This window comes from Streptomyces sp. NPDC029296 (assembly GCF_055569255.1).
In genome coordinates this window covers 56,386-82,327 of the sequence record NZ_JBVHXT010000032.1, presented here as the reverse complement: position 1 = coordinate 82,327, position 25,942 = coordinate 56,386, and the positions used below count along the sequence as shown (strand labels likewise).

At 73.9% G+C, this 25,942-nt stretch carries 24 protein-coding genes and 3 pseudogenes; 14 read left to right on the top strand and 13 right to left on the bottom strand.

Annotation, left to right across the window (positions count from 1 at the left end; translation table 11 throughout):
- Nucleotides 1–176: 176 nt before the first annotated feature.
- From ACZ4W9_RS26545 to ACZ4W9_RS26520, 6 genes are all read right to left on the bottom strand, one after another.
- Nucleotides 177–1,511, bottom strand: coding sequence for an FAD-dependent oxidoreductase (locus tag ACZ4W9_RS26545; protein WP_467939987.1), 1,335 nt, complete (start codon nucleotides 1,509–1,511; stop codon nucleotides 177–179).
- Between the two features lie 259 nt (nucleotides 1,512–1,770).
- Nucleotides 1,771–2,439, bottom strand: a complete 669-nt coding sequence (locus tag ACZ4W9_RS26540; protein WP_467939986.1) for a TetR/AcrR family transcriptional regulator — start codon at nucleotides 2,437–2,439, stop codon at nucleotides 1,771–1,773.
- Nucleotides 2,440–2,585: 146 nt separating this feature from the next.
- Nucleotides 2,586–3,275, bottom strand: coding sequence for an HAD family hydrolase (locus ACZ4W9_RS26535; protein ID WP_467939984.1), 690 nt, complete (start codon nucleotides 3,273–3,275; stop codon nucleotides 2,586–2,588).
- Between the two features lie 10 nt (nucleotides 3,276–3,285).
- Nucleotides 3,286–4,008, bottom strand: a complete 723-nt coding sequence (locus tag ACZ4W9_RS26530; protein WP_467939983.1) for a phosphatase PAP2 family protein — start codon at nucleotides 4,006–4,008, stop codon at nucleotides 3,286–3,288.
- Nucleotides 4,009–4,100: 92 nt separating this feature from the next.
- Nucleotides 4,101–5,036, bottom strand: coding sequence for a M56 family metallopeptidase (locus ACZ4W9_RS26525; protein WP_467939982.1), 936 nt, complete (start codon nucleotides 5,034–5,036; stop codon nucleotides 4,101–4,103).
- A gap of 198 nt (nucleotides 5,037–5,234) precedes the next feature.
- On the bottom strand, nucleotides 5,235–5,786 hold the full coding sequence (locus ACZ4W9_RS26520; RefSeq protein ID WP_467939981.1) for a DUF5134 domain-containing protein: 552 nt from the start codon (nucleotides 5,784–5,786) through the stop codon (nucleotides 5,235–5,237).
- Between the two features lie 186 nt (nucleotides 5,787–5,972).
- Between ACZ4W9_RS26520 and ACZ4W9_RS26515 the strand changes: the two genes are divergently transcribed.
- Together ACZ4W9_RS26515 and ACZ4W9_RS26510 are read left to right on the top strand one after the other, a co-directional pair.
- A complete protein-coding gene (locus tag ACZ4W9_RS26515) occupies nucleotides 5,973–7,673 on the top strand; it encodes an FUSC family protein (protein WP_467939979.1) in 1,701 nt (566 codons plus the stop codon).
- Complete coding sequence (locus ACZ4W9_RS26510; RefSeq protein WP_467939978.1) at nucleotides 7,670–8,233, top strand: MarR family winged helix-turn-helix transcriptional regulator; 564 nt, start codon at nucleotides 7,670–7,672, stop codon at nucleotides 8,231–8,233. The genes ACZ4W9_RS26515 and ACZ4W9_RS26510 overlap by 4 nt, the downstream gene beginning before the upstream one ends.
- 282 nt (nucleotides 8,234–8,515) lie before the next feature.
- Here ACZ4W9_RS26510 and ACZ4W9_RS26505 read toward each other — a convergent pair whose 3' ends face one another.
- Both ACZ4W9_RS26505 and ACZ4W9_RS26500 read right to left on the bottom strand, forming a co-directional pair.
- Nucleotides 8,516–9,568 (bottom strand): aldo/keto reductase, encoded by a 1,053-nt coding sequence (locus ACZ4W9_RS26505; protein WP_467939977.1) that lies wholly within the window; start codon nucleotides 9,566–9,568, stop codon nucleotides 8,516–8,518.
- A 504-nt stretch (nucleotides 9,569–10,072) separates the two neighbouring features.
- The gene (locus tag ACZ4W9_RS26500) at nucleotides 10,073–10,465 is read right to left on the bottom strand and encodes a VOC family protein (protein ID WP_467939976.1); all 393 of its coding nucleotides are present in this window, start codon (nucleotides 10,463–10,465) and stop codon (nucleotides 10,073–10,075) included.
- 57 nt (nucleotides 10,466–10,522) lie between these two features.
- Here ACZ4W9_RS26500 and ACZ4W9_RS26495 point away from each other — a divergent pair, with 57 nt between their 5' ends.
- Entirely contained in the window at nucleotides 10,523–11,062 is a 540-nt protein-coding gene (locus tag ACZ4W9_RS26495; RefSeq protein ID WP_467939974.1) for a GNAT family N-acetyltransferase, read from the top strand.
- Between the two features lie 19 nt (nucleotides 11,063–11,081).
- On the opposite strand, the gene ACZ4W9_RS26490 is transcribed toward ACZ4W9_RS26495, so the two are convergent.
- Nucleotides 11,082–11,765: a glycerophosphodiester phosphodiesterase gene (locus ACZ4W9_RS26490; protein WP_467939972.1), complete on the bottom strand. Its 684-nt coding sequence runs from the start codon at nucleotides 11,763–11,765 to the stop codon at nucleotides 11,082–11,084.
- A 403-nt stretch (nucleotides 11,766–12,168) separates the two neighbouring features.
- On the opposite strand from ACZ4W9_RS26490, the gene ACZ4W9_RS26485 reads away from it, so the two are divergent.
- The 4 genes from ACZ4W9_RS26485 to ACZ4W9_RS26470 all read left to right on the top strand — a co-directional run bounded on the left by ACZ4W9_RS26485 (nucleotide 12,169) and on the right by ACZ4W9_RS26470 (nucleotide 16,100).
- Nucleotides 12,169–13,566, top strand: a complete 1,398-nt coding sequence (locus tag ACZ4W9_RS26485) for a DUF6421 family protein (RefSeq protein ID WP_467939971.1) — start codon at nucleotides 12,169–12,171, stop codon at nucleotides 13,564–13,566.
- On the top strand, nucleotides 13,563–14,363 hold the full coding sequence (locus ACZ4W9_RS26480) for an SDR family NAD(P)-dependent oxidoreductase (protein ID WP_467939970.1): 801 nt from the start codon (nucleotides 13,563–13,565) through the stop codon (nucleotides 14,361–14,363). Before ACZ4W9_RS26485 ends, ACZ4W9_RS26480 begins: the two co-directional genes overlap by 4 nt.
- Entirely contained in the window at nucleotides 14,360–15,430 is a 1,071-nt protein-coding gene (locus tag ACZ4W9_RS26475) for a threonine aldolase family protein (protein WP_467939968.1), read from the top strand. Before ACZ4W9_RS26480 ends, ACZ4W9_RS26475 begins: the two co-directional genes overlap by 4 nt.
- A 79-nt stretch (nucleotides 15,431–15,509) precedes the next feature.
- Nucleotides 15,510–16,100 (top strand): transglutaminase-like domain-containing protein, encoded by a 591-nt coding sequence (locus ACZ4W9_RS26470; protein ID WP_467939967.1) that lies wholly within the window; start codon nucleotides 15,510–15,512, stop codon nucleotides 16,098–16,100.
- Nucleotides 16,101–16,151: 51 nt separating this feature from the next.
- On the opposite strand, the gene ACZ4W9_RS26465 is transcribed toward ACZ4W9_RS26470, so the two are convergent.
- Nucleotides 16,152–16,877: a lysophospholipid acyltransferase family protein gene (locus ACZ4W9_RS26465; protein ID WP_467939965.1), complete on the bottom strand. Its 726-nt coding sequence runs from the start codon at nucleotides 16,875–16,877 to the stop codon at nucleotides 16,152–16,154.
- Between the two features lie 244 nt (nucleotides 16,878–17,121).
- Between ACZ4W9_RS26465 and ACZ4W9_RS26460 the strand changes: the two are divergent.
- The 5 genes and pseudogenes from ACZ4W9_RS26460 (at nucleotide 17,122) to ACZ4W9_RS26440 (ending at nucleotide 21,780) form a co-directional block, all read left to right on the top strand.
- Nucleotides 17,122–17,531: pseudogene (locus ACZ4W9_RS26460) on the top strand (thioredoxin family protein).
- A gap of 208 nt (nucleotides 17,532–17,739) precedes the next feature.
- A complete protein-coding gene (locus ACZ4W9_RS26455) occupies nucleotides 17,740–18,249 on the top strand; it encodes a flavin reductase family protein (protein ID WP_467939964.1) in 510 nt (169 codons plus the stop codon).
- A gap of 216 nt (nucleotides 18,250–18,465) precedes the next feature.
- A complete protein-coding gene (locus tag ACZ4W9_RS26450) occupies nucleotides 18,466–19,251 on the top strand; it encodes an electron transfer flavoprotein subunit beta/FixA family protein (RefSeq protein WP_467939963.1) in 786 nt (261 codons plus the stop codon).
- A 52-nt stretch (nucleotides 19,252–19,303) separates the two neighbouring features.
- Nucleotides 19,304–20,266 (top strand): electron transfer flavoprotein subunit alpha/FixB family protein, encoded by a 963-nt coding sequence (locus tag ACZ4W9_RS26445; RefSeq protein WP_467939961.1) that lies wholly within the window; start codon nucleotides 19,304–19,306, stop codon nucleotides 20,264–20,266.
- Between the two features lie 215 nt (nucleotides 20,267–20,481).
- Entirely contained in the window at nucleotides 20,482–21,780 is a 1,299-nt protein-coding gene (locus ACZ4W9_RS26440; protein WP_467939960.1) for a DUF6986 family protein, read from the top strand.
- An 89-nt stretch (nucleotides 21,781–21,869) separates the two neighbouring features.
- On the opposite strand, the gene ACZ4W9_RS26435 is transcribed toward ACZ4W9_RS26440, so the two are convergent.
- Nucleotides 21,870–22,919, bottom strand: a complete 1,050-nt coding sequence (locus ACZ4W9_RS26435; protein ID WP_467939959.1) for a LacI family DNA-binding transcriptional regulator — start codon at nucleotides 22,917–22,919, stop codon at nucleotides 21,870–21,872.
- Between the two features lie 218 nt (nucleotides 22,920–23,137).
- Here ACZ4W9_RS26435 and ACZ4W9_RS26430 point away from each other — a divergent pair, with 218 nt between their 5' ends.
- Entirely contained in the window at nucleotides 23,138–24,091 is a 954-nt protein-coding gene (locus ACZ4W9_RS26430) for an ROK family protein (RefSeq protein WP_467939957.1), read from the top strand.
- 73 nt (nucleotides 24,092–24,164) lie between these two features.
- Here ACZ4W9_RS26430 and ACZ4W9_RS26425 read toward each other — a convergent pair.
- A pseudogene (locus ACZ4W9_RS26425) lies at nucleotides 24,165–24,326 on the bottom strand (IS5/IS1182 family transposase); the annotation flags it as partial.
- A pseudogene (locus tag ACZ4W9_RS26420) lies at nucleotides 24,316–24,414 on the bottom strand (IS5 family transposase); the annotation flags it as partial. The pseudogenes ACZ4W9_RS26420 and ACZ4W9_RS26425, both read right to left, overlap by 11 nt.
- A gap of 363 nt (nucleotides 24,415–24,777) precedes the next feature.
- Between ACZ4W9_RS26420 and ACZ4W9_RS26415 the strand changes: the two are divergent.
- Nucleotides 24,778–25,698, top strand: coding sequence for a serine hydrolase (locus ACZ4W9_RS26415; RefSeq protein WP_467939956.1), 921 nt, complete (start codon nucleotides 24,778–24,780; stop codon nucleotides 25,696–25,698).
- Nucleotides 25,699–25,942: the final 244 nt, after the last annotated feature.

The window sequence follows — 25,942 nt, the reverse complement described above, 5'->3', positions numbered from 1 at the left end:
ATCTGCGGCGGACGGGCAGCGGGATCCGGACATCGGGACATCCGGACAGGACGAGACCGTAAGGGCCTTGAACAGTTTGTTGATTTCCGGCCTGTTGCCGCCGTGTGTCCCGTCCGCCGGGAACACCGACCCCCGCCCCGCCGCCCCCGACCCGCTGTCCTCGATCCGCCTCCTCGCTACGGCACCCGTGCCGCCGCGAGCAGCGTGTCCCAGTCGGCCAGCTTGACCACGCCGCGCCCGAGCCGCGCCCCCAGCTCGGCCTCGGCCCGCTCGATGGCCAGCCAGCCGCCCCAGGGCACGGGGTCGGCGCCGGCCGCCCGGAGCGCGGCCACCGGATCCGCCGGCACGGCTGCGCGGGCGAGGGCGGGCGCGTCCGCGAGCAGGGAGGTCACCGTCTCCTTGGCACAGGGCCGGTTGGTGCCGATGACCCCGGTCGGCCCGCGCTTGATCCACCCGGCGACGTACTCACCGGGGGAGGGCACGCCGTCCCGCAGGACGCGGCCCTCCCGGTGCGGGACCGTGCCGCTCGCGGCGTCGAACGGCAGCCCGTCCAGGGGCACTCCGCGGTAGCCCACCGAGCGCAGCACCAACTGCGCGGGCACGTCCTCGTACCGGCCCGTCCCCCGCACGCCGCCCCGGCCGTCCGGGGCCGTGCGCTCGAAGCGGACGGCACCCACCCGGCCGCCGGCTTCGAGCAGCTCCACCGGGCGCAGGAAGAACCGCAGCCGGATCCGCCGGGCGGCCGCCTCCCCGGGCCGCGCCGCCCAGCCGCGCAGCACCTCCACATTGCGCCGCTGCCCGGCCGGCAGTGCGCCGGGGTCGGCCGGGTCGAGAGCCAGGTCGGCCTTGTCCACGGTCACCTCGGTGCCGGGCAGGGCGTTCAGCTCGCGCAGCTCCTTGGCGGTGAAGCGGGCCTGGGCGGGGCCGCGCCGGCCCACCATGTGCACCTCGGTGAGCCCGCTCGCCGCCAGCGTGTCCAGCGCGGCCTGCGGAATGTCCGTGCCCCGCAGCTCGGCCGCGCCCCGGACCAGCATCCGGGCGACGTCCACCGCGACATTGCCCACGCCGACGACCACCGCCGACCGGACCCCGCGCAGGTAGTCCGCGTCGGCCGCGTCCGGGTGCGCGCTGTACCAGGAGACGAACCCGGTCGCCGAGAAGCTTCCCGGCAGGTCCTCGCCGGGAACCCCGAGCCGCCGGTCGGCGGCGGCGCCCACGCAGTACACCACCGCGTCGTACAGCCCCCTCAGCCGCTCCACCGGCAGACCACCGGGCCCGCCCACCCGGACCCCGCCGAGGAACCGCACCCGTTCGTGCTCCAGCACCGTCCGCAGGCTGCCCTGGAGGGACTTGATCTTCTCGTGGTCGGGCGCGACGCCGTAGCGCACCAGGCCGTAGGGGCACGGCAGCCGGTCCAGGACGTCCACCAGGACCCCCGGATCACGCTGCACCAGGCTCTGGGCGGTGTAACACCCGCTCGGCCCGGATCCGACGACGGCGACACGCAGCACAGCGGTACTCCTTGCCCGAAGGAGGGGCGTGCGGACGCCTCCAGCATGGCACCGCGAGGTCCCGGCGGGCAGGGCCGGAGGAGTGATCCGGACGCGCCGCCGCTCGCCGAGCGCGTGCTCGTACGGCTGCGGAACGCCGCCGAAGAGGGAGCCCGACGGGAGCCGCTCCCGCCACTCGGAGAGAGGGCTGCGCAGGGCCGCTTCCGCCGCAGAAGGAGGGAGCTTCCAGGACCGCTCCCGCCGCCCGGAGAGGGGCCTGTCAGGGCCGTTCCCGCCGCTCCTCCGTGGCGAAGAACCGGGACAGGTCCCCGTTCTCCGCCCCCGCGCCCGGCTCGCTCTCCGGGGGCACGCCCATCTCCCAGTCCAGCCCGTACCGCTGGAACAGCTCGGCCCGCAGCACCGGTACCGGCATCGGCACGCCCGGCACCAGCGCCGCGTACACCGCGCCCATCAGCAGGGCCCGCAGCATCGGGTAGTCGGCCGAGACCGCCTGCGAGCCGTAGCGGGTGACGGTCTCGCCGAGCAGCTCCGCCAGCCGGCGCTGCTCCGGGCACTGCACGAAGCCCTCGGCGTGCAGCAGGCCCGCCATGTGCTGGCGCATCAGCACCGGCCGGTCCCGGGCCAGGCCCAGGATCGCGTCGATGGCCCGGGCCAGCCGCTCCCGGCCGTCCTCGGTGTGCGGGTCCCGCTCCAGTGCCTCCTCCAGCGTGCGGTGCATCAGCCGGTGGACGGCGGACTGCACCAACTGGCGCTTGCCGGGGAAGTAGTACGACACCAGTCCACGTGCCGAACCGGCCCGGTCGGCGATATCGCCCAGCGTCGTGGCCTCGAAGCCCCGCTCGCCCACCAGTTCGACGGCGGCCTGCAACAGCCGTTCCCTGGAACGCCGCCGCAATTCTTCATTGACCGAAGCGCTGCGCGGGGACATCCTGTAACTCCTGCGTTGACTGGCTGCCAGCCAACTATACTCAACGCATCGGGGCACCCGTGTGCTTGCGGTCGCCCGGAGCAGCCGTCCGTCTGGGGCGACGCGGGGGATCGTCTCAGACGGACGGCACGGGGCGTCCGCACGTTTCAGCCCACCAGCGCCAAGACCGGCAACAGCCCGTCCGGACGCCGGGACACGGGCAGGTGGTCCACGAAGTGCGTCCGGCAGCCGAGTGCGGCGGCGCCGCCGTCCGCCGCCCTGCTGTCACCGACCATCAGCACCTGCCGCGGATCCGCGCCGAGCGCCTCGCAGGCGACCCGGAACAGCCGTGGATCCAACTTCTGCACGCCGTGTTCGTACGACAGCGTGTACGTGTCCACGTAACCGTCCAGCCCGTGCGCGCGGAACACCGGGCGCGGATCCCAGCCGATGTTGCTGACCACCCCGACGCCGATCCCGCGCGAGCGCAGGGTCCGCAGCACCTCGGGCGCGTCGGGGCAGGGGGCCCAGGCGGCCGGCGTCATGTGCCGCTCGTACAGGGCGTCGTGGAGCGCGGGATCCGGCAGCGGCACCCGGCGCGACAGGCCCGTGTACGCGGCCCGGTGCAGTCCGGCGCTCTCGTCCCGGACCGCCCAGACGGCAGCCAGGTCCGCCGGGACCCGTGCCGGTGCCGCGCCGCCCGGCAGCGCGCCGGCCTCCTCCAACGCCGCGGCGAGGCGGGCGAGTTCGCCTGCGGACAGGGTGTGTCCGGTCTCGTCCAGTACCGCGCGCAGCCAGGACTCGGTGGGTTCGGCACGGAACAGCGTCCCGGAGAAGTCGAACAGCACGGCGGTCATGCGTGCGACCCTACCCGCGCCGGCGCGCCGGCGGCTCCGGCCGGTCCCGCGGCCACTCGTACACCAGCACGGCCAGCGCCACCAGCAGCGCGCCGAACAGCCAGCCGCCGAGCACGTCCGAGGCCCAGTGGACGCCGAGCCAGACCCGGGTGACGCCCACGCCGGCCACCGAGACGACCGCCACCGCCACCGCCGTCCGCCACACGGCGCGGCCCGCGCCGCCGCGGCGCAGCAGCCACAGCAGCAGGCCGCAGACCACGGTCGCGGTCAGCGCGTGACCGGACGGGAAGGCCGCGTAGTGGGCGGAGTCGACGGGATCCGGCCAGACCGGGCGGGAGCGGCCGACGGCGGCCTTCACCGACTGCTGCACGAGCGCCGCCAGGGCGACGCTGGCCGCCAGCCACACCGCCGTCCACCAGGCCGCGCGGCGCCACACCAGCCACACGGCCGCCGCCGCGCACACCAGACGCATGGTCAGCGGATCCCACACCCAGTCCGTCAGCACCCGGAACACCCCGGTCACCGCGTGGTCGCGGACGGCCCGGCGGTGGACGGCACGGGCGATGTCGCCGTCCAGCGTCAGCAGCGGCTGCCAGCGCACCGCGACGAGGACGAGCAGCGGCACCGAGCAGATTCCGAGCACCAGGGCGGCCCGGGCGGCCGTGCGGTGCCTTGGCGGGGGGCCGGGGGAGGGCGGTGGCGGCGGAGGGGGAACCGTGGGGCGATCGCGCATGCCGCGATCTTTGTGGATACGGACGCCGCGGCCAAGCCCGCCATGGCCGTCAGGCGGAGCGGAGGCTTCCGGGCCGGAGCCGGGTACGAGCCTCAGCCCAGCGCCCGCAGCCCCGGGACCAGGGTCACCAGGACCGGGAGCACCGGTACCAGTGCGGCCGTCGCCGTCAGGCGCAGCCGGTGCCGCGCGGGGAGGCGGTCCGGGGCGGTCAGGAGGCGGTCCACGCGGTGCGGTACGTGGGCCTGCGGGGCCGGGCCGGGGCCGAACACGCCCCGCTCCTCGTTGAGTCCGACCAGGGCCAGTGCGGTCGTCAGCCGGCCGAAGCGCCGGGACGCGGTGTCGTCGGCGGCCAGTTCGACCAGCCGGTGCATCTCGTCGCGGAACGCGGCGAACACCGGCACCTGCGGGAACCCGCCCGCCAGCGCGGCCGAGCAGTGCAGCAGCCAGTCGTGCCGGGCCTGCGCGTGCCCCTGCTCGTGCGCGAGCAGCGCGTCCAGCTGACGCCCCTTCAGCCGGCGCAGCGCGGCCGTGGTGACGACCAGCCGGGGTGCCGGGCCGGGCAGCCACCAGGCGTCGGGGCGGTCGCCCTCCAGCACCACCAGCCGCCCGCCCGCCGGCTCCTCGCCCGGCAACAGCGGTGCCCGCACGAGCAGTTCGGTTCGCCGTCCGCGCCGCCGCACCCGGGCCCGGCGGACCTCGCGGACCAGCATGGCCAGGCTCCACAGGCCGCCGCAGGCGAGCAGCACGGCGGTGGGCGCCGCCCAGGGGCCCGCCGTACCGAGGGCGTACGCGTCCACGACTCCGCGCGGCGCGGTGGCGAACACCCGCCCGCGCACCGCCTGCCAGGCCGCCGCCGCGCTGAGCGTCATCGACAGGGCGCAGCACAGCAGGACGGCCGCCACGACGCACTGCCACACCCAGAGGGCGACGACCGGCTCACGGTCCGGCCAGTCGGCCCGGGCCAGCAGCCTCGGGGCGACGACGGCGGTCAGGGCGCCGAGCAGCAGCAGGGCGACGGGGACCATCATGGGCAGCACCCTATGAGTGGCGGACCGGCCGGCGGTACGGCCCCCGGGCCCGAAGTGACGTACACAACGCGGGGGTTGGGCGGTCCGCGGGCGGACCGGGGGCCTGTGGCGCGCAGGGGGCGGCCCGGCGCGCGGTGGGTGGCCCGGCGTGCGCGTCGGCCGGCCGGCCGGGCGCGCGGGGCGGGCGGCCCGTCGTCCTCACATCGCCAGCAGCATCGCCACCATGCCGATCCCCATCGACAGCCGGCACGCCCGGGCCAGTTCCGGGCGGTCGCCCCAGCCGTCCGGCCCCGTCCCGCCCACGGGCGCGGCGGCCGGCACCAGCCGCGCGCCCGAGAGCAGCACATAGCCGGTGAAGTACAGCAGCAGAACGCCGGTCAGCGGAGGGACGCCCGCGCCGCCGTGCCCGTGGTGGGCGGCGGGCGGGGCGCCGGCCATCGCCACCGCCATGTAGACCATCGCCGCGCTGCCCACCAGGTGGTGCAGATGGCTCAGGCCGTCGCGCGCCGCCCACAGCGCGCGCAGCGTCGCCGCGCCGAACACGGCCGCGTACACCGGCCACGCCCAGCCGGGCGGCGTGAACACCGCCGCGGGCACGGCCATGACGGCCATCCCGAAGCCCATCAGCGCGTCACCGCCCGCGGCCCGGCGCTGCTCCGCCACACCGCTGCGCATCCGCAGCAGGCAGTAGGCCCCGGTCGCCGCGCTCAGCGCCACCAGCAGCCAGGCTGTCGACACCGGTCCGTGCACGCGCACCTCCCGCTCGACGGTCGGTCCGGGACGGCGGCCGACCCGCGCGCCCCAGGGACGCCATGCCCGGGCCCGGCGGAGCGCACGCGAGCGCAAGGGGGTACGCGGGGAGCATTCGGGGGAGCGCGGACCGTGACCTCGGGGTGCAAATTATTTTACGAGTAAAACACGTGCTAAATTGGTGATATGAGCAGTGCGACCCCCCACCGTCTTCCCCTCGCCGGAGTGCTCCGCCTCGGCCGTCCCTCCGACATCTGGTTCAAGCCCGCACTCAGCGTGGTCGCCGCGGTCGCCCCGCCCAACCTCCTGCTGCTGGCCCTCGGCCGGCTCGATCTCGCCATGTACACCATGGCCGGATCGCTGTGCGCGCTCTACGGCCACAACCGGCCCTACGCCGCCCGCGCCCGCACCCTCGCCTGGGTGGTGCTCGGCATGGTCGGCGGCCTCGCCGTGGCCCTGCTCGCCTCGGCGCTGACCACGAACGCCGTCGTCCTCGTCACCGTCGGCGCCGTCCTCGCGGCGGTCCAGAAGACGGTGTGCGACGCCACCCGCGTCGGCCCGCCCGGCAACGTGGTCCTCACCTTCATCAGCTCCGCCTCGCTCTTCGCCCCCCAGACCCCCGACCGGCTCCCGGGACACCTCGGGCTGGCCCTGGCCGCCGGCGCCTGGGCCTGGCTGATCGGCATGGCACCCGGGTTGCTGCGCCCGCACGGCCCCGAGCGCCGCGCCACCGCCCAGGCCCTGAACGCCGCCGCCGCGTACGCCGCCACCCGCGGCACCGCCGACGGCCACGCCCGGGCCCGCGCCGCCTGCGCCGCCGCGATCCACGCCGCCTGGCAGTCGCTGCTCGCCGCCGGCGCCCGCCCCGACGGCACCCGGCGCGCCCTCGAACAGCTCCTGGTCCGCGCCGAGGTCGCCCTCGCCGCGCCCGCCGACGCCGACCCCGCACGGCTGCGCGACTGGGCCCGCGCCCTGCGCGGCACCGGCCGGGTCCCGCGGGTCGAACCGACGGACGCGTCCGCCGACGAACTCCTCGGCGTCGCCGCCGAACAGGCCGTGCCGCCCCGCTCCCTCCGGCACCGCCTCGCCCCCCTCGCCCCGCTCGCCGTACGCACCGCGCTCGGCTGCGCCCTCGCCGGATACGCCGCCCTCGCCCTCGGCGTCGGCCGCCCCTACTGGGCGCTGGTCACCGCGGCCTCCCTCTACCAGGCCAACGTCACCCTCACCTGGAGCCGGGGCGTCCAGCGGGTCGTCGGCAACCTCGTCGGCGTCCTCGTCTTCGCCGCGCTCGCCCCGCTCACCCATCTGCACCCCGCCGCCCTGGTGCTGGTCTCGCTCGCCCTCAACTTCGGCGCCGAGGCGCTGATCGGCCGCAACTACTGGCTGGGCAGCGTCTGCGTCACACCGATGGCCCTGCTGATCACCGAGTTCGCCCGCAGCCAGGACGCGGGCGAGCTGATCACCGACCGGGTCGTGGACACCCTGATCGGCGCGCTGGTCGGCTTCGCCGCCGCCGTCGCCGTCACCAACCGGCGTGCCGGCGCCCGCCTGGAACACGCGCTGACCGCCGCTGAACGCGCCCGCGAGCACGCCGCCCGCCTGCTCGCGGAGCCGCACCCGCGGCCCGGCGCCCTGGAATCCGCCCGCCGCACCCTGGCCGCCGCCCTGGTCGACCTGCGCGCCACCGCCGACGCCGCCGCCGGCGAGTGGTGGCAGCGCGCCCTGCCCGAGGAGCGGGTCGTGCTCACCGAGCAGGCCGGACACCGTACGCTCGCGGCGACGGTACGGCGCCAGGGGCTCGTACCGCCGGACCAGGACGAGGACCCGGGCCGGGCGCCGGGCGGCGACCGGGACCCGGACAAGGCGACGGAGGACATGCGGCCATGACGGCGACGAACGGCCAAGCGACGCCCGGAAGCGACGCGACCGGCCCCGACCCCGCGCGCGGCGACACCGTCTCCGCCGTCGTCCGTCAGTGGCAGGCCGTCCACCCCCGGCTGGACGCCGGGCCGATGGAGATCATCGGCCGGATCAACCGCTGCGCCGCCCTGCTCCAGCAGGCCGAGGACGCCCCGCTGCGCCGGGCCGGCCTGAGCCGCGCGGAGTTCGACCTGCTCGGCGCGCTGCGCCGCACCGGCCACGAGCTGACCCCGGGGGAGCTGGCCCGGGAGACGTTCTCCTCCGGGGCCGCCGTCACCAAGCGGCTCAAGCAGCTGACCGAGCGCGGCCTGGTCGACCGGCGCGGCGACACCCGCGACCGGCGCGTGGCCCACGTCCGGCTGACCGACGCCGGCCGCGACCTGGTCGACGGCATCCTGCCCGAGCAACTCGCCTACGAGACGGCCGTCCTGTCCGTCCTGCCCCCCGACGACCAGGGCGAACTGGCCGGCCTCCTCGCCGAGCTGCTGGGCCGCCTGGAGGGCCGGATGGGCGCGCTGCGGGCCTAGGGTCTGTCTGACGATTCCCGTCTGCCGCACGACGCCACGCACGCTCCCCCAAGCTCTTCGAGCAGGGGGCACCCCCACTCGCCGCACCGGCCCCGGACCCGAGTACGTCCAGTACGAGGGTCTGGGGCCGGCACTCTCCCAGCCTTCGGCCGGGGGGACCCCCAGAGCACGCACCTGACGCCGTGCGGCCGCCCTTCGGGCGACGACGCGAAGTGTCGGACAGACCCTGGGGTCCCCCGCCCGGATCGTGCCGGATCCGCACCGGGCCCCGGCCGGCGGGCGTCAGAGGACGTCGTGCACGGTGCGGCGGTAGGTGGAGCGGCGGTCGACGATGTCCGGCCAGCGGTCGCCGTACACGTTGCGGGTGATGGGGGCCTCCCGCAGGAAGTCGTGCGGGAAGCCCAGCGGGACGGCGCTCACCTCGTCCAGGCGGGCCCGCGCGTCCGCGTCGAGCCGCACCCCGGTGCACCCCAGGTTGTCCGCGAGCTGCTCCGGCCGGGTGGCCGATACGATCGGCACCACGTTCCCCGGCCGGCCCAGCAGCCAGGCCAGGGCCACCTGCGCCGGGCTCCAGCCGCCCGCCTCGGCGACCTCCAGCACCGCGCCGACGACCTCCTCCTCGCGCGCCCCGGGCGGCTCCTCACGCGCATCCAGCCGCCCGGACTCCCCGCGCCGGTACTTCCCGGTGAGCCGGCCCTCCGCCAGCGGCGACCAGGCGAACACGGCGAGGTCGAACGCCCGGGCCTGCGGCAGCAGTTCCCGCTCCGGGGTGCGCTCCAGCAGGCTGTAGCGCAGCTGCGAACCCGCGAAGCAGGTCCAGCCGCGCAGCTCGGCGAGTGTGTTGGCCTGCGCGGTCTCCCAGGCCGGCCAGTCCGACACACCCACGTAGAGCACCTTGCCGGCGCGGACGACGTCGTCCAGGGCGCGCATCACCTCCTCCACCGGGGTGAAGTTGTCCCGGGCGTGCACCCACAGCACGTCCAGCCGGTCGGTGCGCAGCCGGCGCAGGCTGTCCTCGACCGACCGCACCAGGTTCGCGCGGTGGTTGCCCGCCGTGTTGGGGTCGCCGTCGAGGGTGCCGCAGGTGTACTTGCTCGCCAGCACGAACCGGTCGCGGCGCCCGGCGAGCAGCTCGCCGAGGATCCGCTCGGCGCTGCCCGAGGTGTAGTTGTTCGCCGTGTCGACGAAGTTGCCGCCCGCCTCGGCGTAGACGTCGAGGATCCGGGCGCTGGTGTCCTTGTCGGCGCCCCACCCCCAGTCCTCCCCGAAGGTCATGGTGCCCAGCGCCAGCTCGCTGACGCGCAACCCGGTCCGTCCGAACAGCGTGTACCGCACGTGTGCCTCCCTTGTCGCAGGTGGTGCGGTGCGACGCTAGGAGCTGGAGCGCCCTCGAACGCAAACCCGCCCCCTGCCCCGCGTGTCCCGGCCCCGCGGGCCTTCCGGCCGGCGCCCGTGCGGCGGCGGTGGCCGCGGCCGTGCGGGACCGACCGGGTACCGCCCGCGAACAGGCTCACGGCACCGCCGCCGTGGAGCGCCCGCTCGGCACGGGCTTTCGACGAACCGGTCCGCACGCACCGGAGCCGGCACACCGGCCGGCCCGCTCACGCCCGGAACACCGGCCGCCCGGCCCGGCCGCCCCGCCGGGCTGTCCGGGGCGGGGCCCGGCGGTCGCCGCCGGCCGCCGAGGACGGCGGCGGCCGGCCGGCCGGGGCTCGCCCCCACCGTCGCCGGCTGTCGGGCCCGCCTCCCCGCCCGGCCGACCAGGGCCGGGACCGGCGGCCGGCGCCCGCCCGCCACCAGGCGGCGGCCGCCGGACCGGGTGCGTCGCGGGGGCCGGGACTAGATTCCGGGCCGGTACCGCAGGGGATGGTCCGCCGGGATCTCGACCAGGACGATCGGCGTGCCGTCGGGGTCGGCGATCCACATCTCGATCAGCCCCCAGGGCTCCTTCACCGGGGGCCGCACGATCTCCACGCCCCGCGCCCGCAGCTCCTCGCACGCCACGGTCGCGTCCTCGACCTGCAGCCACAGCCGTATCGCGGGCGAGGGCGGGGCGTCGGACCGGCCGGACAGCTCCAGGAAGCCGCCGCCCAGGAAGTACACCGTGCCGCGCTCGGGGCCGGTACCGAACTCGCGGTGGACGGACAGGCCGAGCTGCCCGCCGTAGAAGGCGCGGGAGCGTTCGGGATCGGAGGGCCGGAGCAGGGTCCGGCTGCTGAGTACATGCACCATGCAGCAGGGTTACCCTCTTCCGTGCCCCGGCCACGCCCGAGATCGGAGATCACCGCCATGGACACCGCCGCCACCGGACTCACCTTCCGTGACGCCACCGACGCCGACGTGGACGCCCTCGTCGCGCTGGTCGAGTCGGCGTACCGGGGGGACGGCAGCCGGGCCGGGTGGACCACCGAGGCGGACATCCTCCAGGGGCAACGGACCGACCCCGACGGCGTGCTGGAGGTGATCAAGTCGCCGGACAGCCGGCTGCTCACCGTCGAGCGGGACGGCCGGATCATCGCCTGCTGCCAGCTGGAGCACCGCGGTGACCACGCCTACTTCGGCATGTTCGCGGTGAGCCCCGACCTGCAGGGCGCGGGCCTCGGCAAGGTGGTCATGGCGGAGGCGGAGCGCCGCTGCCGTGAGACCTGGGGCGTCCGCGAGATGCACATGACGGTGATCTCCGTGCGCGAGGAACTGATCGCCTGGTACGAACGCCGCGGCTACCGCCGTACGGGCCGGATGTCCCCGTTCCCGTACGGCGACGAGCGCTTCGGCATCCCGCAGCGCGACGACCTGGAGTTCGAGCTGCTGGTCAAGGAGCTCACCTGAGCGTTCCCCCTGCCGGGGCCTACGCCGTGAACCGGCCCGTGCGCTTGATCTCCGGGTAGTCGGTCGTCGCCCCGTCCAGCTCCAGGGCGCGGACCAGCCGCAGGTGGTCCTGGGTGTTGACCACCCAGCCGATGATCCGCAGCCCGGACGCGCGCGCGTGCTCGACGATCTCCAGGGTCAGCCGGCGGATGTTCAGGCACACGGTCGCGGCGCCCGCCGCGACCGCGCGGTCCACCACCTCGGTGCCGTACCGGCTGGCGATCAGCGCGGTGCGCACCCCCGGCACCAGCCGGGCGATCTCGGCGATCGCCTCGTCGTGGAACGAGGACACCTCCACCCGCGCGGTCAGGTCCCGCGCCCGCATCACCTCCGCGAGCGCCCGGGCCGCCGCCACGTCCTTGATCTCGGCCTGCAGCGGCGTGCGCACCGCCTCCAGCACCTCTTCGAACACCGGCACCCGCTCCCCGCGGCCCGCGTCCAGGGCGCGCAGCTCCGCGAGGGTCTTGTCGGCGATCGACCCGGAGCCGTCGGTGGTCCGGTCCACCTCCGCGTCGTGCATGACGACCAGGGCGCCGTCCTTGCTCAGGTGCAGATCGAGTTCGATCAGGTCCAGGCCGGCCCGCTGCGCGGCGACGAAGGAGCGGAGGGTGTTCTCGGGCTCGACGCCCATGACCCCGCGATGACCGATGGTAAGGAAGTTCAAGGTTCAACTCGCTTCCGTCGACGGCGGCTCGGCGACGCGCGGACCGACGGACCCGTGCCGGACGTCGTCGTCCACGCGGCAGGCCGCAGCCTAATGGCCGGTGCGTGCGTTGGACCCGTGGCGGCGCCGGGCATTCGGGAGCCGGGGCAGACGCCCGTTGGCCGGTATCCGCCCCGGCCGTCACCCGCCCGTGGGCGCGTCCCCCTCTCCTTGACCGTCCGGTGCGCCATCGCGCCGGGGAGTGTGCGCCGTCGGCGAAAGTGAGCGCGGTCACGGTTTACGACAGGAAAAACATCGGTGACCAAGGAGATGAGCAGAAGAATTTCCGGCCCTCGCTCTTGCTGAGAGAAACGGGGTGGGCATACGGTGACCACACGCGAGGTTCTCCCGTGGAGGATGGGACATGACGGAAATTCTTGTGCAGGCAGGTGTGGAGGAGAGGGCTCCTTCGCTGACCAGGGTGGTCGAGCACCCGGCCTGGACCGTGCTCAAGGATGCCGTGGAGCAGATCCGGCCATGGCAGTCGAAGGACGGCTCGATCGACTTCGACGCCGAGGGTGCCCCGCGACGGGCCGACGCGGTGGCGGCCGTCGAGCGCGTCACCGACGCGGTCGGGCGGCTCTCCCCGCTGGTCCCGCACGACGCCGCCTACCACCACGCCCTCGTGAAGGACCTGCGCCGCTGGGCCGAGGGCGGCTTCGAGGTCCCGGACTTCCTGGACTCGCTGCTGGCCTTCCAGCCGGCCGCGCACCGCGTGGACGGCCTCCAGCACCTGGTCGTCTTCCCCATGTACACGCAGAACGGCAACCCGGACCGCAACCTCGAGGCGGTCGTGCTGCGCATGGTCTGGCCGGACTGGCTGGCCGAGCTGGAGCGCAGCCGGTACGACAACCCGCTCTTCTGCGGCATCACCTTCGAGGACTTCACCTCGGGCTACGACACCAACTCGGCCGTCCTCTTTCCGGAGACCATCGCCGTCCGCGAGGCGCCGGAACGTTTCTCCTGGGGCGGCATCTTCTGCGACCGCGAGGCCGCCCGGTTCCGCCGCGTCACCGAGGCGGCCGTGGACATCCTGGGCCTGGAGCTGCCCGAGGACGTCGCCGCGATGGTGCACGACCAGAAGCGCTGCGAAGAGGCCTTCGTCCTGTGGGACATGGTCCACGACCGCACCCACAGCCACGGCGACCTGCCGTTCGACCCGTTCATGATCAAGCAGCGCCAGCCGTTCTGGATGTACGGCCTGGAGGAGCTGCGCTGTGACCTCACCGCCTTCAAGGAGGCCGTGAAGCTCCAGGCGGACGGCGTTCCGCAGGCCCGTGACGTGCAGTACGCGGTGCTCTTCGACCGCATGTTCCGCTTCCCCGTCACCGGCGACCGCAACCGCAACTACGACGGCCTCGGCGGGCAGCTGCTCTTCGCCTACCTGCACCGGCACGACGTCATCCGCTGGACGGACAACAAGCTCTCCATCGACTGGGAGCGCGCCCCGCAGGTCACCAACGAGCTGTGCGCCGAGATCGAGCGGCTCTACCGGGACGGCATCGACCGCCCCAAGCTCGTGCACTGGTTCGCCGGCTACGAACTGGTGCGCACCTACCTCGCCCCGCACCCCGGCTCCAGGTGGGCCAAGGGCCCCGACGCCCTGGACCTGACCCAGCCGCCGCGCAAACTGGTGGACGACGTGCTCCCGGACGAGTTTCCGCTGAGCATGTTCTATGAGGCGCTGTCCAAGAAACTGAAGAATGTGATCGCCTCCACCAAGGGCATCACGGCGGACGGCACCGAGCGGATCGCCGCGTGAGCGACCGCGGCCGGCACACTGTTCAAGAGGGGAAGGGCGTGGGGAACGTGGGGAACAATGGGTCTCTCAGCGGTGCGGTGATCGCGGTGGCCGGCGCGGGCGGCCCCGCCGGGCACGCGACGCTGGTCCGGCTCGCCGAGGCGGGCGCGGTCGTCGTCGGCGCCGACAACAACCCCGAGCGCCTGGCCGAGGCCGTCGACGCGGCGCGCTACGCCCGCGGCGGCGCCACGGTCACCGGCGAGACCGTCGACCTGCTCGACCTGGAGGACACCCGGGCGTGGGCCGCGCGCATCGAGGAGGACCACGGCCGCGTCGACGGCCTGGTCCACCTGGTGGGCGGCTGGCGCGGCAGCGCCACCTTCGCCGACACCGACCTCGCCGACTGGGACCTGCTGGAGAAGCTGCTCGTCCGCACGGTCCAGCACACCTCCCTCGCCTTCTTCGACGCCCTCCAGCGCGGCGACCGCGGCCGGTACCTGCTCATCAGCGCCGCCGGCGCCTCCAGGCCCACGGCCGGCAACGCGGCGTACTCCGCCGCCAAGGCCGCCGCCGAGGCCTGGACGCTCGCGATGGCCGACGGTTTCCGCAGGGCCGGGGGCGAGCAGGGCCCGCGTGCGGCGGCTGCCATCCTGGTGGTGAAGGCGCTGGTGCACGACGCGATGCGCGCCGAACGCCCCAACGCGAAGTTCGCGGGCTTCACGGACGTCAAGGACCTGGCCGAGGCCGTCGAGGGCGTCTGGAGCAAGCCCGCCGCAGAAGTGAACGGAAACCGTCTGTGGCTGACCGAGAAGCCGTGAACCCTCCCAAGACCGACGCGCGTCGCCATCACGACCCGCAGGTCCGCGGTTTCGCCAGTGACAACTACGCCGGAGTCCACCCCGAGGTGCTGGCCGCCCTGGCCCTCGCCAACGGCGGCCACCAGGTGGCGTACGGCGAGGACGACTACACCGAGCACCTCCAGCGGATCGTCCGCGGCCATTTCGGGGCCACCGCCGAGGCCTTCCCGGTCTTCAACGGCACCGGCGCCAACGTGGTCGCGCTCCAGGCGGTCACCGACCGCTGGGGCGCGGTGATCTGCGCCGAGAGCGCGCACATCAACGTCGACGAGGGCGGCGCCCCCGAGCGCATGGGCGGGCTGAAGCTGCTCACCGTGCCCACGCCCGACGGCAAGCTCACCCCGGAGCTGATCGACCGGCAGGCCTGGGGCTGGGAGGACGAGCACCGCGCCATGCCGCAGGTCGTGTCGATCACCCAGTCCACCGAGCTGGGCACGCTCTACACGCCCGAGGAGATCCGCGCGATCTGCGATCACGCGCACGGGCACGGCATGAAGGTGCACCTGGACGGCTCTCGGATCGCCAACGCCGCCGCCTCCCTGGACGTGCCCATGCGGACGTTCACCAACGCGGTGGGTGTGGACGTCCTCTCGCTGGGCGGGACGAAGAACGGCGCGCTGTTCGGCGAGGCCGTCGTCGTCATCAACCAGGACGCGGTGCGGAAGCTGAAGCACCTGCGGAAGATGTCGATGCAGCTGGCGTCCAAGATGCGCTTCGTCTCGGTCCAGTTGGAGGCGCTGCTCGCCAAGGACCTGTGGCTGCGCAACGCCCGGCACGCCAACGAGATGGCGCAGCGGCTCGCCGAGGGCGTGCGCGCGGTGCACGGCGTGGAGATCCTCTACCCGGTGCAGGCCAACGGCGTCTTCGCCCGCCTCCCGCACGACGTGGGCGAGCGGCTGCGGAAGCGGTTCCGGTTCTACTTCTGGGACGAGGCCGCCGGGGTGGTGCGCTGGATGTGCTCCTTCGACACCACGGAGGACGACGTGGACGCGTTCCTGGCGGCCCTGAAGGAGGAGATGGCCCGCTAACCCGCCGATACTGCATAGATATGCGATCATCCGGAAAGTCATTGACGCCCGGGTGATCGCGTTCCTATGCTCTGCGGGCATGGAGCTGATCCAGAACACCGCCGACCTGTCCGCCTACCTGGCCGCCGACGAGGTCGTGGACCACCACCACCCGGTGGTCCGGGAGACCGCGGCCCGTCTCGCCGCCGGGGCCGCCGACTCGTATGAGTATGCGCGGGCCGCCTATGAGTTCGTACGGGACGCCATTCCGCACTCCCGGGACTCCGGCGACCTCCGCGTCACCTGGCGCGCCTCCGACGTACTGGCCCTGGGCACCGGCATCTGCCACGCCAAGTCGCATGCTCTGGCCGCGCTGTTGCGGGCCGAGGACATCCCGACGGCCCTGTGCTACCAGCGGCTGACCGACGACGCGGGCGGGCATCTGCTCCACGGCCTGGCCGCCGTACGCTTCCACGGCGCCTGGCACCGGCAGGACCCCCGGGGCAACAAGCCGGGCGTGGACGCGCGCTTCTCCCTCGACGGCGAGCGGCTGGCGTGGATCCCCGACCCCGCGGCCGGCGAGACGGACTACCCGGGCCTGTACGCCGCCCCGCACCCGGCGGTCCTCACCGCCCTGCGCACGGCCCCCGACCGCCCGCACCTGTGGAAGACACTCCCCTCGAGCCTCTGAGGTCCCGTGCCGCGGTGCGCTGCCCGGCGACGCACCCGGGCGTTGAGGGCGTCAGGCCCGGACCGCCCGCAGCTCCTCCGTCGTGGGCGCCGTACCGCCCAGGTGGGCGGGCAGCCACCAGGAGTCCTCCGGGCCCTTGGGGCGGCCCGGGTAGGCGCGCTGGGCGGCCTCCAGCAGTTCCTGGACGCGTTCGCGCAGCCGGCGGGTGATGGCACCGGCGTACTGGTCGCGGGGCGCCTCCACCGCCTCGCCCACCCGGACGGTGACGGGCAGGTGGCTGCGCCGGAAGTTGCGCGGCTGCCCCTTGGTCCACAGCCGCTGCGTGCCCCACACCGCCATCGGGATCAGCGGGACGCCCGCCTCCTGGGCCAGCCGGGCCGCGCCCGACTTGAAGCTCTTCAGCGTGAAGGACTGCGAGATCGTCGCCTCCGGGAACACCCCGATCACCTCGCCGGAGCGCAGCGCGTCCAGCGCGTGCGAGTACGCCGCCTCGCCCTGTCCGCGGTCCACCGGGATGTGCTTCATGCCGCGCATGAGCGGGCCGGAGATCCGGTGCCGGAAGACGGACTCCTTCGCCATGAAGCGCACCAGCCGATTCTGCGGCAGGGCGGCCAGGCCGTTGAAGATGAAGTCCAGGTAGCTGATGTGATTGCTCACCAGCACGGCGCCGCCCGAGCGTGGGATGTTCTCCGACCCCCGGCAGTCGATCTTCAGATCCCAGACCTTGAACGCCGTCTTGGCGATACCGATGACGGGACGGTAGACCAGCTCTGCCATGGGCGGGGTGGGCCCTTTCTGCTCTGCTCGGGAAAGGGGGCTCCCGGCGGGAAGGTTACGCAGCCGTAGGTTTACGGCGTCTCGCAGATCGTGCCCGAAGAACGAACGGGTAGCCAGCTCTGGTGCCGCACGGCGGCGAGATCCTCGTCACGTCGGCCTACATCCCACCTCGGATCTTTTAAATCCCGTTTACGCCGCCCGGGGCGCGGGCGGGAATCCCCGCGGCCCGCGACCGGTTGTTCCGGTGACGACCGAACCGGCGGCGCGCCCCCTCACGCGTGCCCGCCGCGACGAGCCGCGCCGGCGGCGGAACGGGAGAGCTGGGTGGGCGGGCGCGACGACGGCAGGCGCATCGAGGCGGCCGAACTGGGCAACAACGCGCTGGGCGAACGCGCCACACTGGTGCAGTTCTCCAGCGCCTTCTGCGCGCCCTGCCGGGCCACCCGGCGGGTCCTCGGCGAGGTCGCCGGGATGGTCCCGGGCGTGACCCACGTCGAGATCGACGCGGAGGCCCACCTCGGCCTCGTACGCGCACTGGAGATCCGCGAGACGCCCACCGTCCTGGTGCTGGACGCCGGCGGCCGGGTGGTGCGGCGCGCCACCGGACAGCCCCGGAAGGCCGACGTCATAGCGGCTCTGGGGGACGCGGTATGAGCGGGGTCCGGCGCGCCGCGTGCCGTCCCCGGGGGCGCGGAAGCGGCTTGACGGTACGCCGCACCTGTCGCCAACCTGACCGCATGCCGACAGAACTCCTTCTCCACGGACGGGCCCACATCGACCTGGCCCGGACCGCGAGCGCGGGGTGTCCGGGCCGTTGAGCACCCGCGGACCCGCTCGTCACCCCCGGCAGAAGGACAACCCCATGACGGCCACACCCGGACTCGGCACCCCCCGGCTCGCCTCCCCGGACCTGTTGCGCTCCACCTTCCGCCGGCACGCCGCCGGCGTGGCGGTGATCACCGCGCGCGGCGCCTTCGGCCCGGTCGGCTTCACCGCCACCTCCCTCGCCTCCGTCTCCGCCGAGCCCCCGCTCGTCTCCTTCGGCATCGGCACGGGCGCCTCCAGCTGGCCGGCGATCGCCGGGACGGACCACGTCGGCGTGCACATACTCGGGGAGCACCAGAGCGAGCTGGCCGCCACCTTCGCGCGCAGCGGCGCCGACCGCTTCGGTGAGCCCACCGCCTGGCGGGAGGGCCCGGAAGGGGTTCCGGTACTGGACGGCGTGCTGGCCTGGCTGGTGTGCCGGATCGTCGGACGGGTCCCGGCCGGGGACCACCGGATCGTGCTGGCCGAGGTCCTTCTCGGCGATCCCTCGGGCACCGGACGCCCGCTCCTCTACCACCAGGGCCGCTTCAACGGGCTGCGGGATTGATCACGCCCGGCACCCCGACGCACGCGTCGGGTTCCGGTTACGCTGCGTTGCGAAGGTCACAGTTCAAAGCGCTTGCTTAGCGGGCAGGAACCGGGTGTACTGACGAGTAATATCTCGTTCGGAGCGCTCGGACGCCCCGACCGGGATCGGCCGCTTGAGGCGCCTATGCTGCCTGCAAGAGGCAGCCCGAAATGACGATGCAGTAGGAGAGCCGGCGTGAGCTTGAGGATCGTTGTCACTGTGAAGTACGTGCCCGACGCCACTGGCGACCGGCACTTCGCCGATGACCTGACCGTCGACCGCGACGACGTGGACGGTCTGCTCTCCGAGCTGGACGAGTACGCGGTCGAGCAGGCCCTCCAGATCGCGGAGAACGCGGACGACGCCGAGGTCACCGTGCTGACGATCGGCCCCGAGGACGCCAAGGACGCGCTGCGCAAGGCCCTGTCCATGGGCGCGGACAAGGCCATCCACGTCGAGGACGACGACCTGCACGGCACCGACGCCATCGGCACCTCCCTGGTGCTGGCCAAGGCCATCGAGAAGGCGGGCTACGACCTGGTCGTCTCCGGCATGGCCTCCACCGACGGCACCATGGGCGTCGTCCCGGCGCTGGTCGCCGAGCGCCTGGGCGTCCCGCAGGTCACCCTGCTCTCCGAGGTCTCCGTCGAGGACGGCGTGGTCAAGGGCCGCCGCGACGGTGACGCCGCCAGCGAGCAGCTCCAGGCGCAGCTCCCGGCGGTCGTCTCCGTGACCGACCAGTCCGGCGAGGCCCGCTACCCCTCCTTCAAGGGCATCATGGCGGCCAAGAAGAAGCCGGTGGAGTCCTGGGACCTGTCCGACCTCGACATCGAGGCCGAGGAGGTCGGCCTGGAGGGTGCCTTCACCAAGGTCGAGTCCGCGACCGAGCGTCCGGCGCGCACGGCCGGCACCATCGTCAAGGACGAGGGCGAGGGCGGCAAGCAGCTCGCTGAGTTCCTCGCGGCCCAGAAGTTCATCTGAGGCCCGCCCCCGCTGACCGCCCCTCAACTTCGTTACGCAGGAGAGCAATCCCATGGCTGAAGTCCTCGTCTACGTCGACCACGTGGACGGTGCCGTCCGCAAGCCCACCCTGGAGCTGCTGACCCTGGCCCGCCGCCTGGGCGAGCCCGTCGCCGTCGCGCTGGGCAACGGCGCCGCCGACACCGCCGCCACGCTCGCCGAGCACGGCGCGGTCAAGGTGCTCACCCACGACGCCTCCGAGTACGCCGAGTACCTGGTCGTGCCGAAGGTGGACGCGCTGCAGGCCGCCTACGAGCAGGTGTCCCCGGCCGCCGTGCTGGTCCCGTCCTCCGCCGAGGGCAAGGAGATCGCCGCCCGCCTGGCGCTGCGCATCGGCTCGGGCATCATCACCGACGCCGTCGACCTGGAGGCCGGCGAGGAGGGCCCGGTGGCCACCCAGTCGGTGTTCGCCGCGTCCTTCACCACCAAGTCGCGGGCCGTCAAGGGCACCCCGGTCATCACGGTCAAGCCGAACTCGGCCGCCGTCGAGGCCGCCCCGGCCGCGGGCGACGTCGAGGCCCTGTCGGTGACCTTCTCCGACAAGGCGACCGGCACCAAGGTCACCGGCCGTACGCCGCGTGAGTCGACGGGCCGTCCGGAGCTGACCGAGGCCGCGATCGTGGTCTCCGGTGGCCGCGGTGTGAACGGCGCGGAGAACTTCGCGATCATCGAGGCCCTGGCCGACGAGCTGGGCGCGGCCGTGGGTGCCTCGCGTGCCGCCGTCGACGCCGGCTGGTACCCGCACACCAACCAGGTCGGCCAGACCGGCAAGTCGGTCTCGCCGCAGCTGTACATCGCCAACGGCATCTCCGGCGCCATCCAGCACCGCGCCGGCATGCAGACCTCCAAGACGATCGTGGCCGTCAACAAGGACGCGGAGGCCCCGATCTTCGAGCTGGTCGACTACGGCGTGGTCGGCGACCTGTTCGACGTCGTGCCGCAGCTGACCGAGGAGATCAAGACCCGCAAGGGCTGATCCCCGGAACCCGCTGTACGAGGCCCCCGTGACCGCGCCGCCGGTCACGGGGGCCTCGCCTTGTCCGGCGGCCGGTGCCGTGGTGCCGTAGGGACCAGGCCGGGCGCCCGCCCGGGCCACGGGTGCCGGTGCGGTGTTGACCGGCGGGAAGGTTGCCAGATAGCTTCACTATACGGATTGTTGATTCCATAGAGCGGAAAACTGGAGGGTGTGGGATGGGTCAGCAGGAGAAGGTGGCGACCAGCCTCGCGGGTGCCGTCAGCGAGGAGATCAGCGCCTCCCTCGCATCGGTCGACGCGGAGCTGGAGCGCCGCTACCCCGGGGACCCGGGCACCCGGCAGCCCGTCCACACCGTGTACGTGCCCGGCGACGCCTTCGCCGCGGACACCCTCCGCTCCTGGGGCGACCGGGCGCTCGCGGCGCTGGACGAACACGCCCCGGACGCCGCCTCCTTCGCGGACGTCCTCGGCCTGTCGGACGAACTGGCCGAGCCGGTCTACTCCCGTGTCCGGGCCAAGCTGGAGCGCGAGCCCGTCGAGGACCTGCGCGTCGACTTCGAGGACGGCTACGGCCCCCGCCCCGACGCCGAGGAGGACGCGACGGCCGCCCGCGCCGCCCGGCTGATCGCCGAGGCGTACCGGGACGGCACGGCGGCGCCGTACATGGGCATCCGTATGAAGTGCATGGAGGCCGCCGTACGGGACCGGGGCATCCGCACTCTCGATGTCTTCCTCACCGGGCTGATGGAGGCCGACGGGCTGCCCGAGGGCCTGGTCCTGACCCTCCCCAAGGTGACCTACCCCGAGCAGGTCGGCGCCTTCGCCCGGCTGCTGGAGGCCTTCGAGAAGGCACACGGACTGGACGCCGGCCGGCTGGGCTTCGAGATCCAGATCGAGACCAGCCAGTCCATCCTGGCCACCGACGGCACCGCCACGGTCGCCCGGATGATCCAGGCCGCCGGGGGCCGCGCCACCGGGCTGCACTACGGCACCTTCGACTACAGCGCCTGCCTCGGCGTCTCCGCCGCCTACCAGGCCAGCGACCACCCGGCCGCCGACCACGCCAAGGCGGTCATGCAGGTCGCGGCGGCCGGCACCGGCGTGCGCGTCTCGGACGGCTCCACGAACGTCCTGCCCGTCGGCCCGACGGCGAAGGTCCACGACGCCTGGCGCCTCCACTACGGCCTGACCCGGCGGGCGCTGGCCCGCGCCTACTACCAGGGCTGGGACATGCACCCCGGCCACATCCCCACCCGCTACGCCGCCGTCTTCGCCTTCTACCGCGAGGGCTTCGAGCAGGCCGCGGCCCGCCTCGCCCGGTACGCCAACCGCGCCGGCGGCGACGTCATGGACGAGCCCGCCACCGCCAAGGCCCTCAGCGGCTACCTGCTGCGCGGCCTCGACTGCGGCGCCCTGGACATCGCCGAGGTGGCCCGCCTCACCGGCCTGACCCGGGCCGACCTGGAATCCTTCGCGTCCCCCCGCCGCGGCGACCTGACGGCGTCCGCGCAGTAGCGGACCGGCCCTTCGGCCCCCGGCGCCTTCCGGGCACCGGGGGCCGAGGGCTGGGGCGAGGCGGTGAACGCCCCGTACGCCCTCCGCGTTCAGTCCGCCGGCGGCAGCTCGCCCGAGCCGCGGGCGATCAGGCGGGTCGGGAGTTCCAGGCGCTCCGGGGCGAGGGGGGTGCCGTCCAGCCGGCGGAAGAGGCGTTCGGCGGCCGTGCGGCCGAGGGCCGCCGAGTCCTGGGCGACGACCGTGACGCCGGGCCGGAGCAGATCGGCCAGTTCGAAGTCGTCGAAGCCGACGAGCGCGACCCGGCGGGACCACTCGGCCAGCACCCGGACCACGGTGACCGTCACCCGGTTGTTGCCGGCGAAGACCGCGGTCACGGGGTCGGGACCGGTCAGCATCTCCTCCGCCGCCCGGCGCACCCGCTCCGGGTCGGTCGCGCCGAGGGACATCCAGCGCTCCTCGACGGTTATCCCGGCGTCCTCCATGGCCGCCCGGTAACCGCGCAGCCGCTCACCGGCCGTGTGGATCCGCGGCATGTCGCCGATGAACCCGATCCGCCGGTGGCCGTGCGCCACGAGATGGGCGACACCGTCGCGGGCGCCGCCGTAGTTGTCGGACAGGACCACGTCGGCGTCGATCCGGCCGGCCGGGCGGTCCACGAACACGGTGGCCACACCCGCCCTGATCTCCGGCTCCAGATACCGGTGGTCGTCCCCGGCCGGGATCACCACCAGTCCGTCCACCCGGCGCGCGCACAGCGCGAGCGCCAGTTCCCGCTCCCGCTCGGGATCCTCCGCGCTGGAGCCGTTGATCAGCAGCGCGCCGTGGGCGCGGGCCACCTCCTCGACCGCGCGGCTGAGCGGTCCGTAGAACGGGTCCGCGAGATCCTCCAGCACCAGCCCGATGCTCGCGGTCCGGCCCTTGCGCAGCACCCGCGCGCTGTCGTTGCGGCGGAAGCCGAGCGCGTCGATCGCCTCCTGCACCCGGCGCTCGGTGTCCGGGGTGACCCCGGGCTCGCCGTTGACCACGCGGGAGACCGTCTTCAGCCCGACCCCGGCGCGGGCCGCCACGTCCTTCATGGTCGGGCGGTTGCCGTACCGGTTCCCGGGGAGGCGGTCTGCGCGGCGGGTGGTCTCGGGCACGTGCGCTGTCCTGTCTGTCGTCCGGCTGTCATCGCTCGGCGCCACGGCGGTGCGGGATCCGTGGGCTTGTATGAGGATGTGGCGTCGAGCATAGAGCCTGGACAACGTTGTCAGGTGCGAGAGAGACTGTCCACCGCTGTCACCGGCCTGCGCCCCCACCGCTTGACCGGCCTGCTCTTCTATGGTTTTCAAGCTTTCAACGGGGAGATCTGACTCTGATGCACACCGACCTCGTGGCGGCCCTGGACATCGGCGGCACCAAGATCGCCGGCGCGCTGGTGGACGGCACCGGACGGCTCCTGGTCCGCGCCCAGCGCCCCACGCCCGCCCGGCAGGACGGCGAAACGGTCATGCGGGCCGTCGAGGAGGTCCTCGGCGAGCTGGCCGGGTCGCCGCTGTGGGAACGCGCCGGTGCGGTCGGCATCGGCAGCGCCGGCCCGGTGGACGCCTCGGCGGGCACCGTGAGCCCGGTGAACGTGCCCGGCTGGCGGGAGTACCCGCTGGTCGACCGGGTGCGCACGGCCACCGGGGGACTGCCGGTCGAGCTGATCGGCGACGGCGTCGCGATCACGGCGGCCGAGCACTGGCAGGGCGCCGCTCGGGGCCACGACAACGCGCTGTGCATGGTGGTGTCCACCGGCGTCGGGGGCGGCCTGGTGCTCGGCGGACGGCTCCACCCGGGCCCGACCGGCAACGCCGGTCACATCGGCCACATCAGCGTCGACCTCGACGGCGATCCCTGCCCGTGCGGCGCACGCGGTTGTGTGGAGCGCCTCGCCAGCGGGCCCAACATCGCGCGCCGGGCCCTGGAACGGGGCTGGCGCCCGGGCCCCGACGGCGACACCTCGGCCGCGGCGGTGGCCGCCGCCGCCCGCGCGGGCGATCCGGTCGCCGTCGCCTCCTTCGAGCGGGCGGCGCAGGCGCTGGCCGCCGGGATCGCGGCCACCGCGACCCTGGTCGAGATCGACATCGCGGTGGTCGGCGGCGGGGTCGGCAAGGCGGGCGAGATCCTGTTCACCCCGCTGCGCAAGGCCCTCACCGACTACGCGACCCTGTCCTTCGTGCGGCGGCTGACCGTCGTACCCGCCCGGATGGGCACCGACGCGGGCCTGGTCGGCGCCGCCGCGGCGGCCCTGACCCGCACCCCGGACGCGACGGCGGCGAGCCGTTAGACCGTTCCCTCCGGACCATCCGGCCGGCCGGATGAAGAGGGCGGCGATGTGGAGTCCGGCCGGGAAGGCGGTTGTTGCGCCGCTTGTACGCTTCGCGGTCGAAGGCCGGCGGGCGGCCACCGCACCGGCCTCGCCTCTTGACGGGCCGGATCGCGCGGGATGAGCAGGCCTTGTCGGCCAGGACCGCCTCCGGTGGGTCCAGGGGCGGCCGGTCGGCCGCGGCACCCGCCCCGGGACCGTCCGAGGGCATGGTCGTCCGGCTCGCCGCCGGGCCCCTTTTGAGGCGCCCGGGCGGCGTGCTGACGAGCCCGGACGATGGTGTTACCGGAACGCCATCGCGTCGATCACCTGCCGGTGATCACGCCACCGCCCGCCCCGCTGTGCCCGTCGTCTTTCCTTCCCTTTCCCCTCCCTGGTCGCACCGGGCCCCGGGAGGACGCCGACCGTGGCGCCGAGCCGCGTGTGCCGACGACGGTTCGCGGCAGAGACGCGACGGGAGCGTGCGCGGGCACACGGGCGGCGCGAGACCACGCCAACGGGCCGTCGTGGCAGGCGGATCGGCCGGTCCGGTCCTCGCCGGCGGACCGCCGGCTCCGGTGGCCCACCCCACCCGATCGGGTCAACTCCCGCCCTGCGAACATGTGTACCACAGGACATCCGTCCGACGTCACAAGGGGGAACCTTTCATGACCCACCGGATATCCCGCGCAACCGGGGCCATTACGACCACCCTCGGCGCGACGCTTCTCGTCGGTGCCAGCGCCCTCCCGGCCGCGGCGGCACCGACGGCCGCCATCGAGTGCACGTCCGCCACTGCCGGCCTCGCCGAGAAGCTGACGCAGGACATCACGGCGGCCCTCGCGAACCGCGAAGGCACCGTCGCCCTCGGCGTGTACGACCGCTCCACCGGCACCACCTGCACGCTGAACGGCGCCACGGCCTTCGACTCGGCCAGCACCGTGAAGGTCACCGTCCTCGCCACGCTGCTGTGGGACGCGAAGAAGACCAACCGGTACCTGACCGACACCGAGGCCGACCTCGCCAAGGCGATGATCACCCAGTCGGACAACGACGCGACCAGCAAGCTGTGGAAGCAGTTGGGCATGGCGAAGATCCAGGGCTTCCTGACGGCGGCCGGCATGACGAACACCGTGCCGGGGGCGGACGGTTACTGGGGTCTGACCCAGGAGAACGTCGAGGACGAGCAGAAGCTGCTCAAGCTGATCACCGCCCAGAACACCGTGCTGAGCGACAACTCCCGTGCCTACATCCTGAAGTTGATGGGCCAGGTCGTCGCGGACCAGCGCTGGGGCACTCCGGCGGGGGCGCCTTCGTCTGTCGCCGTGCACGTGAAGAACGGCTGGTTGCAGCGCGCCACGCACGGCTGGCGGGTGCACAGCCTGGGCACCTTCAACGGTGCCGGCCACGACTACATGATCAGTGTGCTGACGCAGGACAACAGCACCATGGACTACGGGGTCACCACGATCCAGAACGTGGCGGAGGCGATCCACAAGGACCTGGTGCCGACCACGCCGGGCGTCATCCGCTACACGCCGACCGACTCGCCGCGCGAGGCGTTCGTCGCCGTCCCGCCGCGCGGCTGACGCCACCCGGAAGGGGCACGCCGGCCCGGCGGCGGCCACACACCTGACCGCCACCGGGCCCGGTGCCTGCAATGGGCCGTGCTCACCGGCAGGGACATTCGTGACCGATGAGGACTTCTCGACCGGTCCTCCGTAACGGGGGAGCCGCCGCCTCGGGGGGGGGGGGGGGGGGCCCCCCCCCCCCCCCCCCCGGGCTGGGGGGAGAGCACCCAACCACGGGGGACTCTCGCCAACCCCCGGAGAC

What these genes read in the sequence shown, in the direction of transcription:
- ACZ4W9_RS26515 (WP_467939979.1), top strand. Translation starts at nt 5,973, where the DNA reads ATGAGCAGTGCGACCCCCCACCGTCTTCCCCTCGCCGGAGTGCTCCGC.
- ACZ4W9_RS26445 (WP_467939961.1), top strand. Translation starts at nt 19,304, where the DNA reads ATGGCTGAAGTCCTCGTCTACGTCGACCACGTGGACGGTGCCGTCCGC.
- ACZ4W9_RS26540 (WP_467939986.1), bottom strand. Translation starts at nt 2,439, where the DNA reads ATGTCCCCGCGCAGCGCTTCGGTCAATGAAGAATTGCGGCGGCGTTCC.
- ACZ4W9_RS26440 (WP_467939960.1), top strand. Translation starts at nt 20,482, where the DNA reads ATGGGTCAGCAGGAGAAGGTGGCGACCAGCCTCGCGGGTGCCGTCAGC.
- ACZ4W9_RS26500 (WP_467939976.1), bottom strand. Translation starts at nt 10,465, where the DNA reads ATGGTGCATGTACTCAGCAGCCGGACCCTGCTCCGGCCCTCCGATCCC.
- ACZ4W9_RS26495 (WP_467939974.1), top strand. Translation starts at nt 10,523, where the DNA reads ATGGACACCGCCGCCACCGGACTCACCTTCCGTGACGCCACCGACGCC.
- ACZ4W9_RS26535 (WP_467939984.1), bottom strand. Translation starts at nt 3,275, where the DNA reads ATGACCGCCGTGCTGTTCGACTTCTCCGGGACGCTGTTCCGTGCCGAA.
- ACZ4W9_RS26525 (WP_467939982.1), bottom strand. Translation starts at nt 5,036, where the DNA reads ATGATGGTCCCCGTCGCCCTGCTGCTGCTCGGCGCCCTGACCGCCGTC.
- ACZ4W9_RS26470 (WP_467939967.1), top strand. Translation starts at nt 15,510, where the DNA reads ATGGAGCTGATCCAGAACACCGCCGACCTGTCCGCCTACCTGGCCGCC.
- ACZ4W9_RS26485 (WP_467939971.1), top strand. Translation starts at nt 12,169, where the DNA reads ATGACGGAAATTCTTGTGCAGGCAGGTGTGGAGGAGAGGGCTCCTTCG.
- ACZ4W9_RS26530 (WP_467939983.1), bottom strand. Translation starts at nt 4,008, where the DNA reads ATGCGCGATCGCCCCACGGTTCCCCCTCCGCCGCCACCGCCCTCCCCC.
- ACZ4W9_RS26430 (WP_467939957.1), top strand. Translation starts at nt 23,138, where the DNA reads ATGCACACCGACCTCGTGGCGGCCCTGGACATCGGCGGCACCAAGATC.
- ACZ4W9_RS26510 (WP_467939978.1), top strand. Translation starts at nt 7,670, where the DNA reads ATGACGGCGACGAACGGCCAAGCGACGCCCGGAAGCGACGCGACCGGC.
- ACZ4W9_RS26455 (WP_467939964.1), top strand. Translation starts at nt 17,740, where the DNA reads ATGACGGCCACACCCGGACTCGGCACCCCCCGGCTCGCCTCCCCGGAC.
- ACZ4W9_RS26465 (WP_467939965.1), bottom strand. Translation starts at nt 16,877, where the DNA reads ATGGCAGAGCTGGTCTACCGTCCCGTCATCGGTATCGCCAAGACGGCG.
- ACZ4W9_RS26415 (WP_467939956.1), top strand. Translation starts at nt 24,778, where the DNA reads ATGACCCACCGGATATCCCGCGCAACCGGGGCCATTACGACCACCCTC.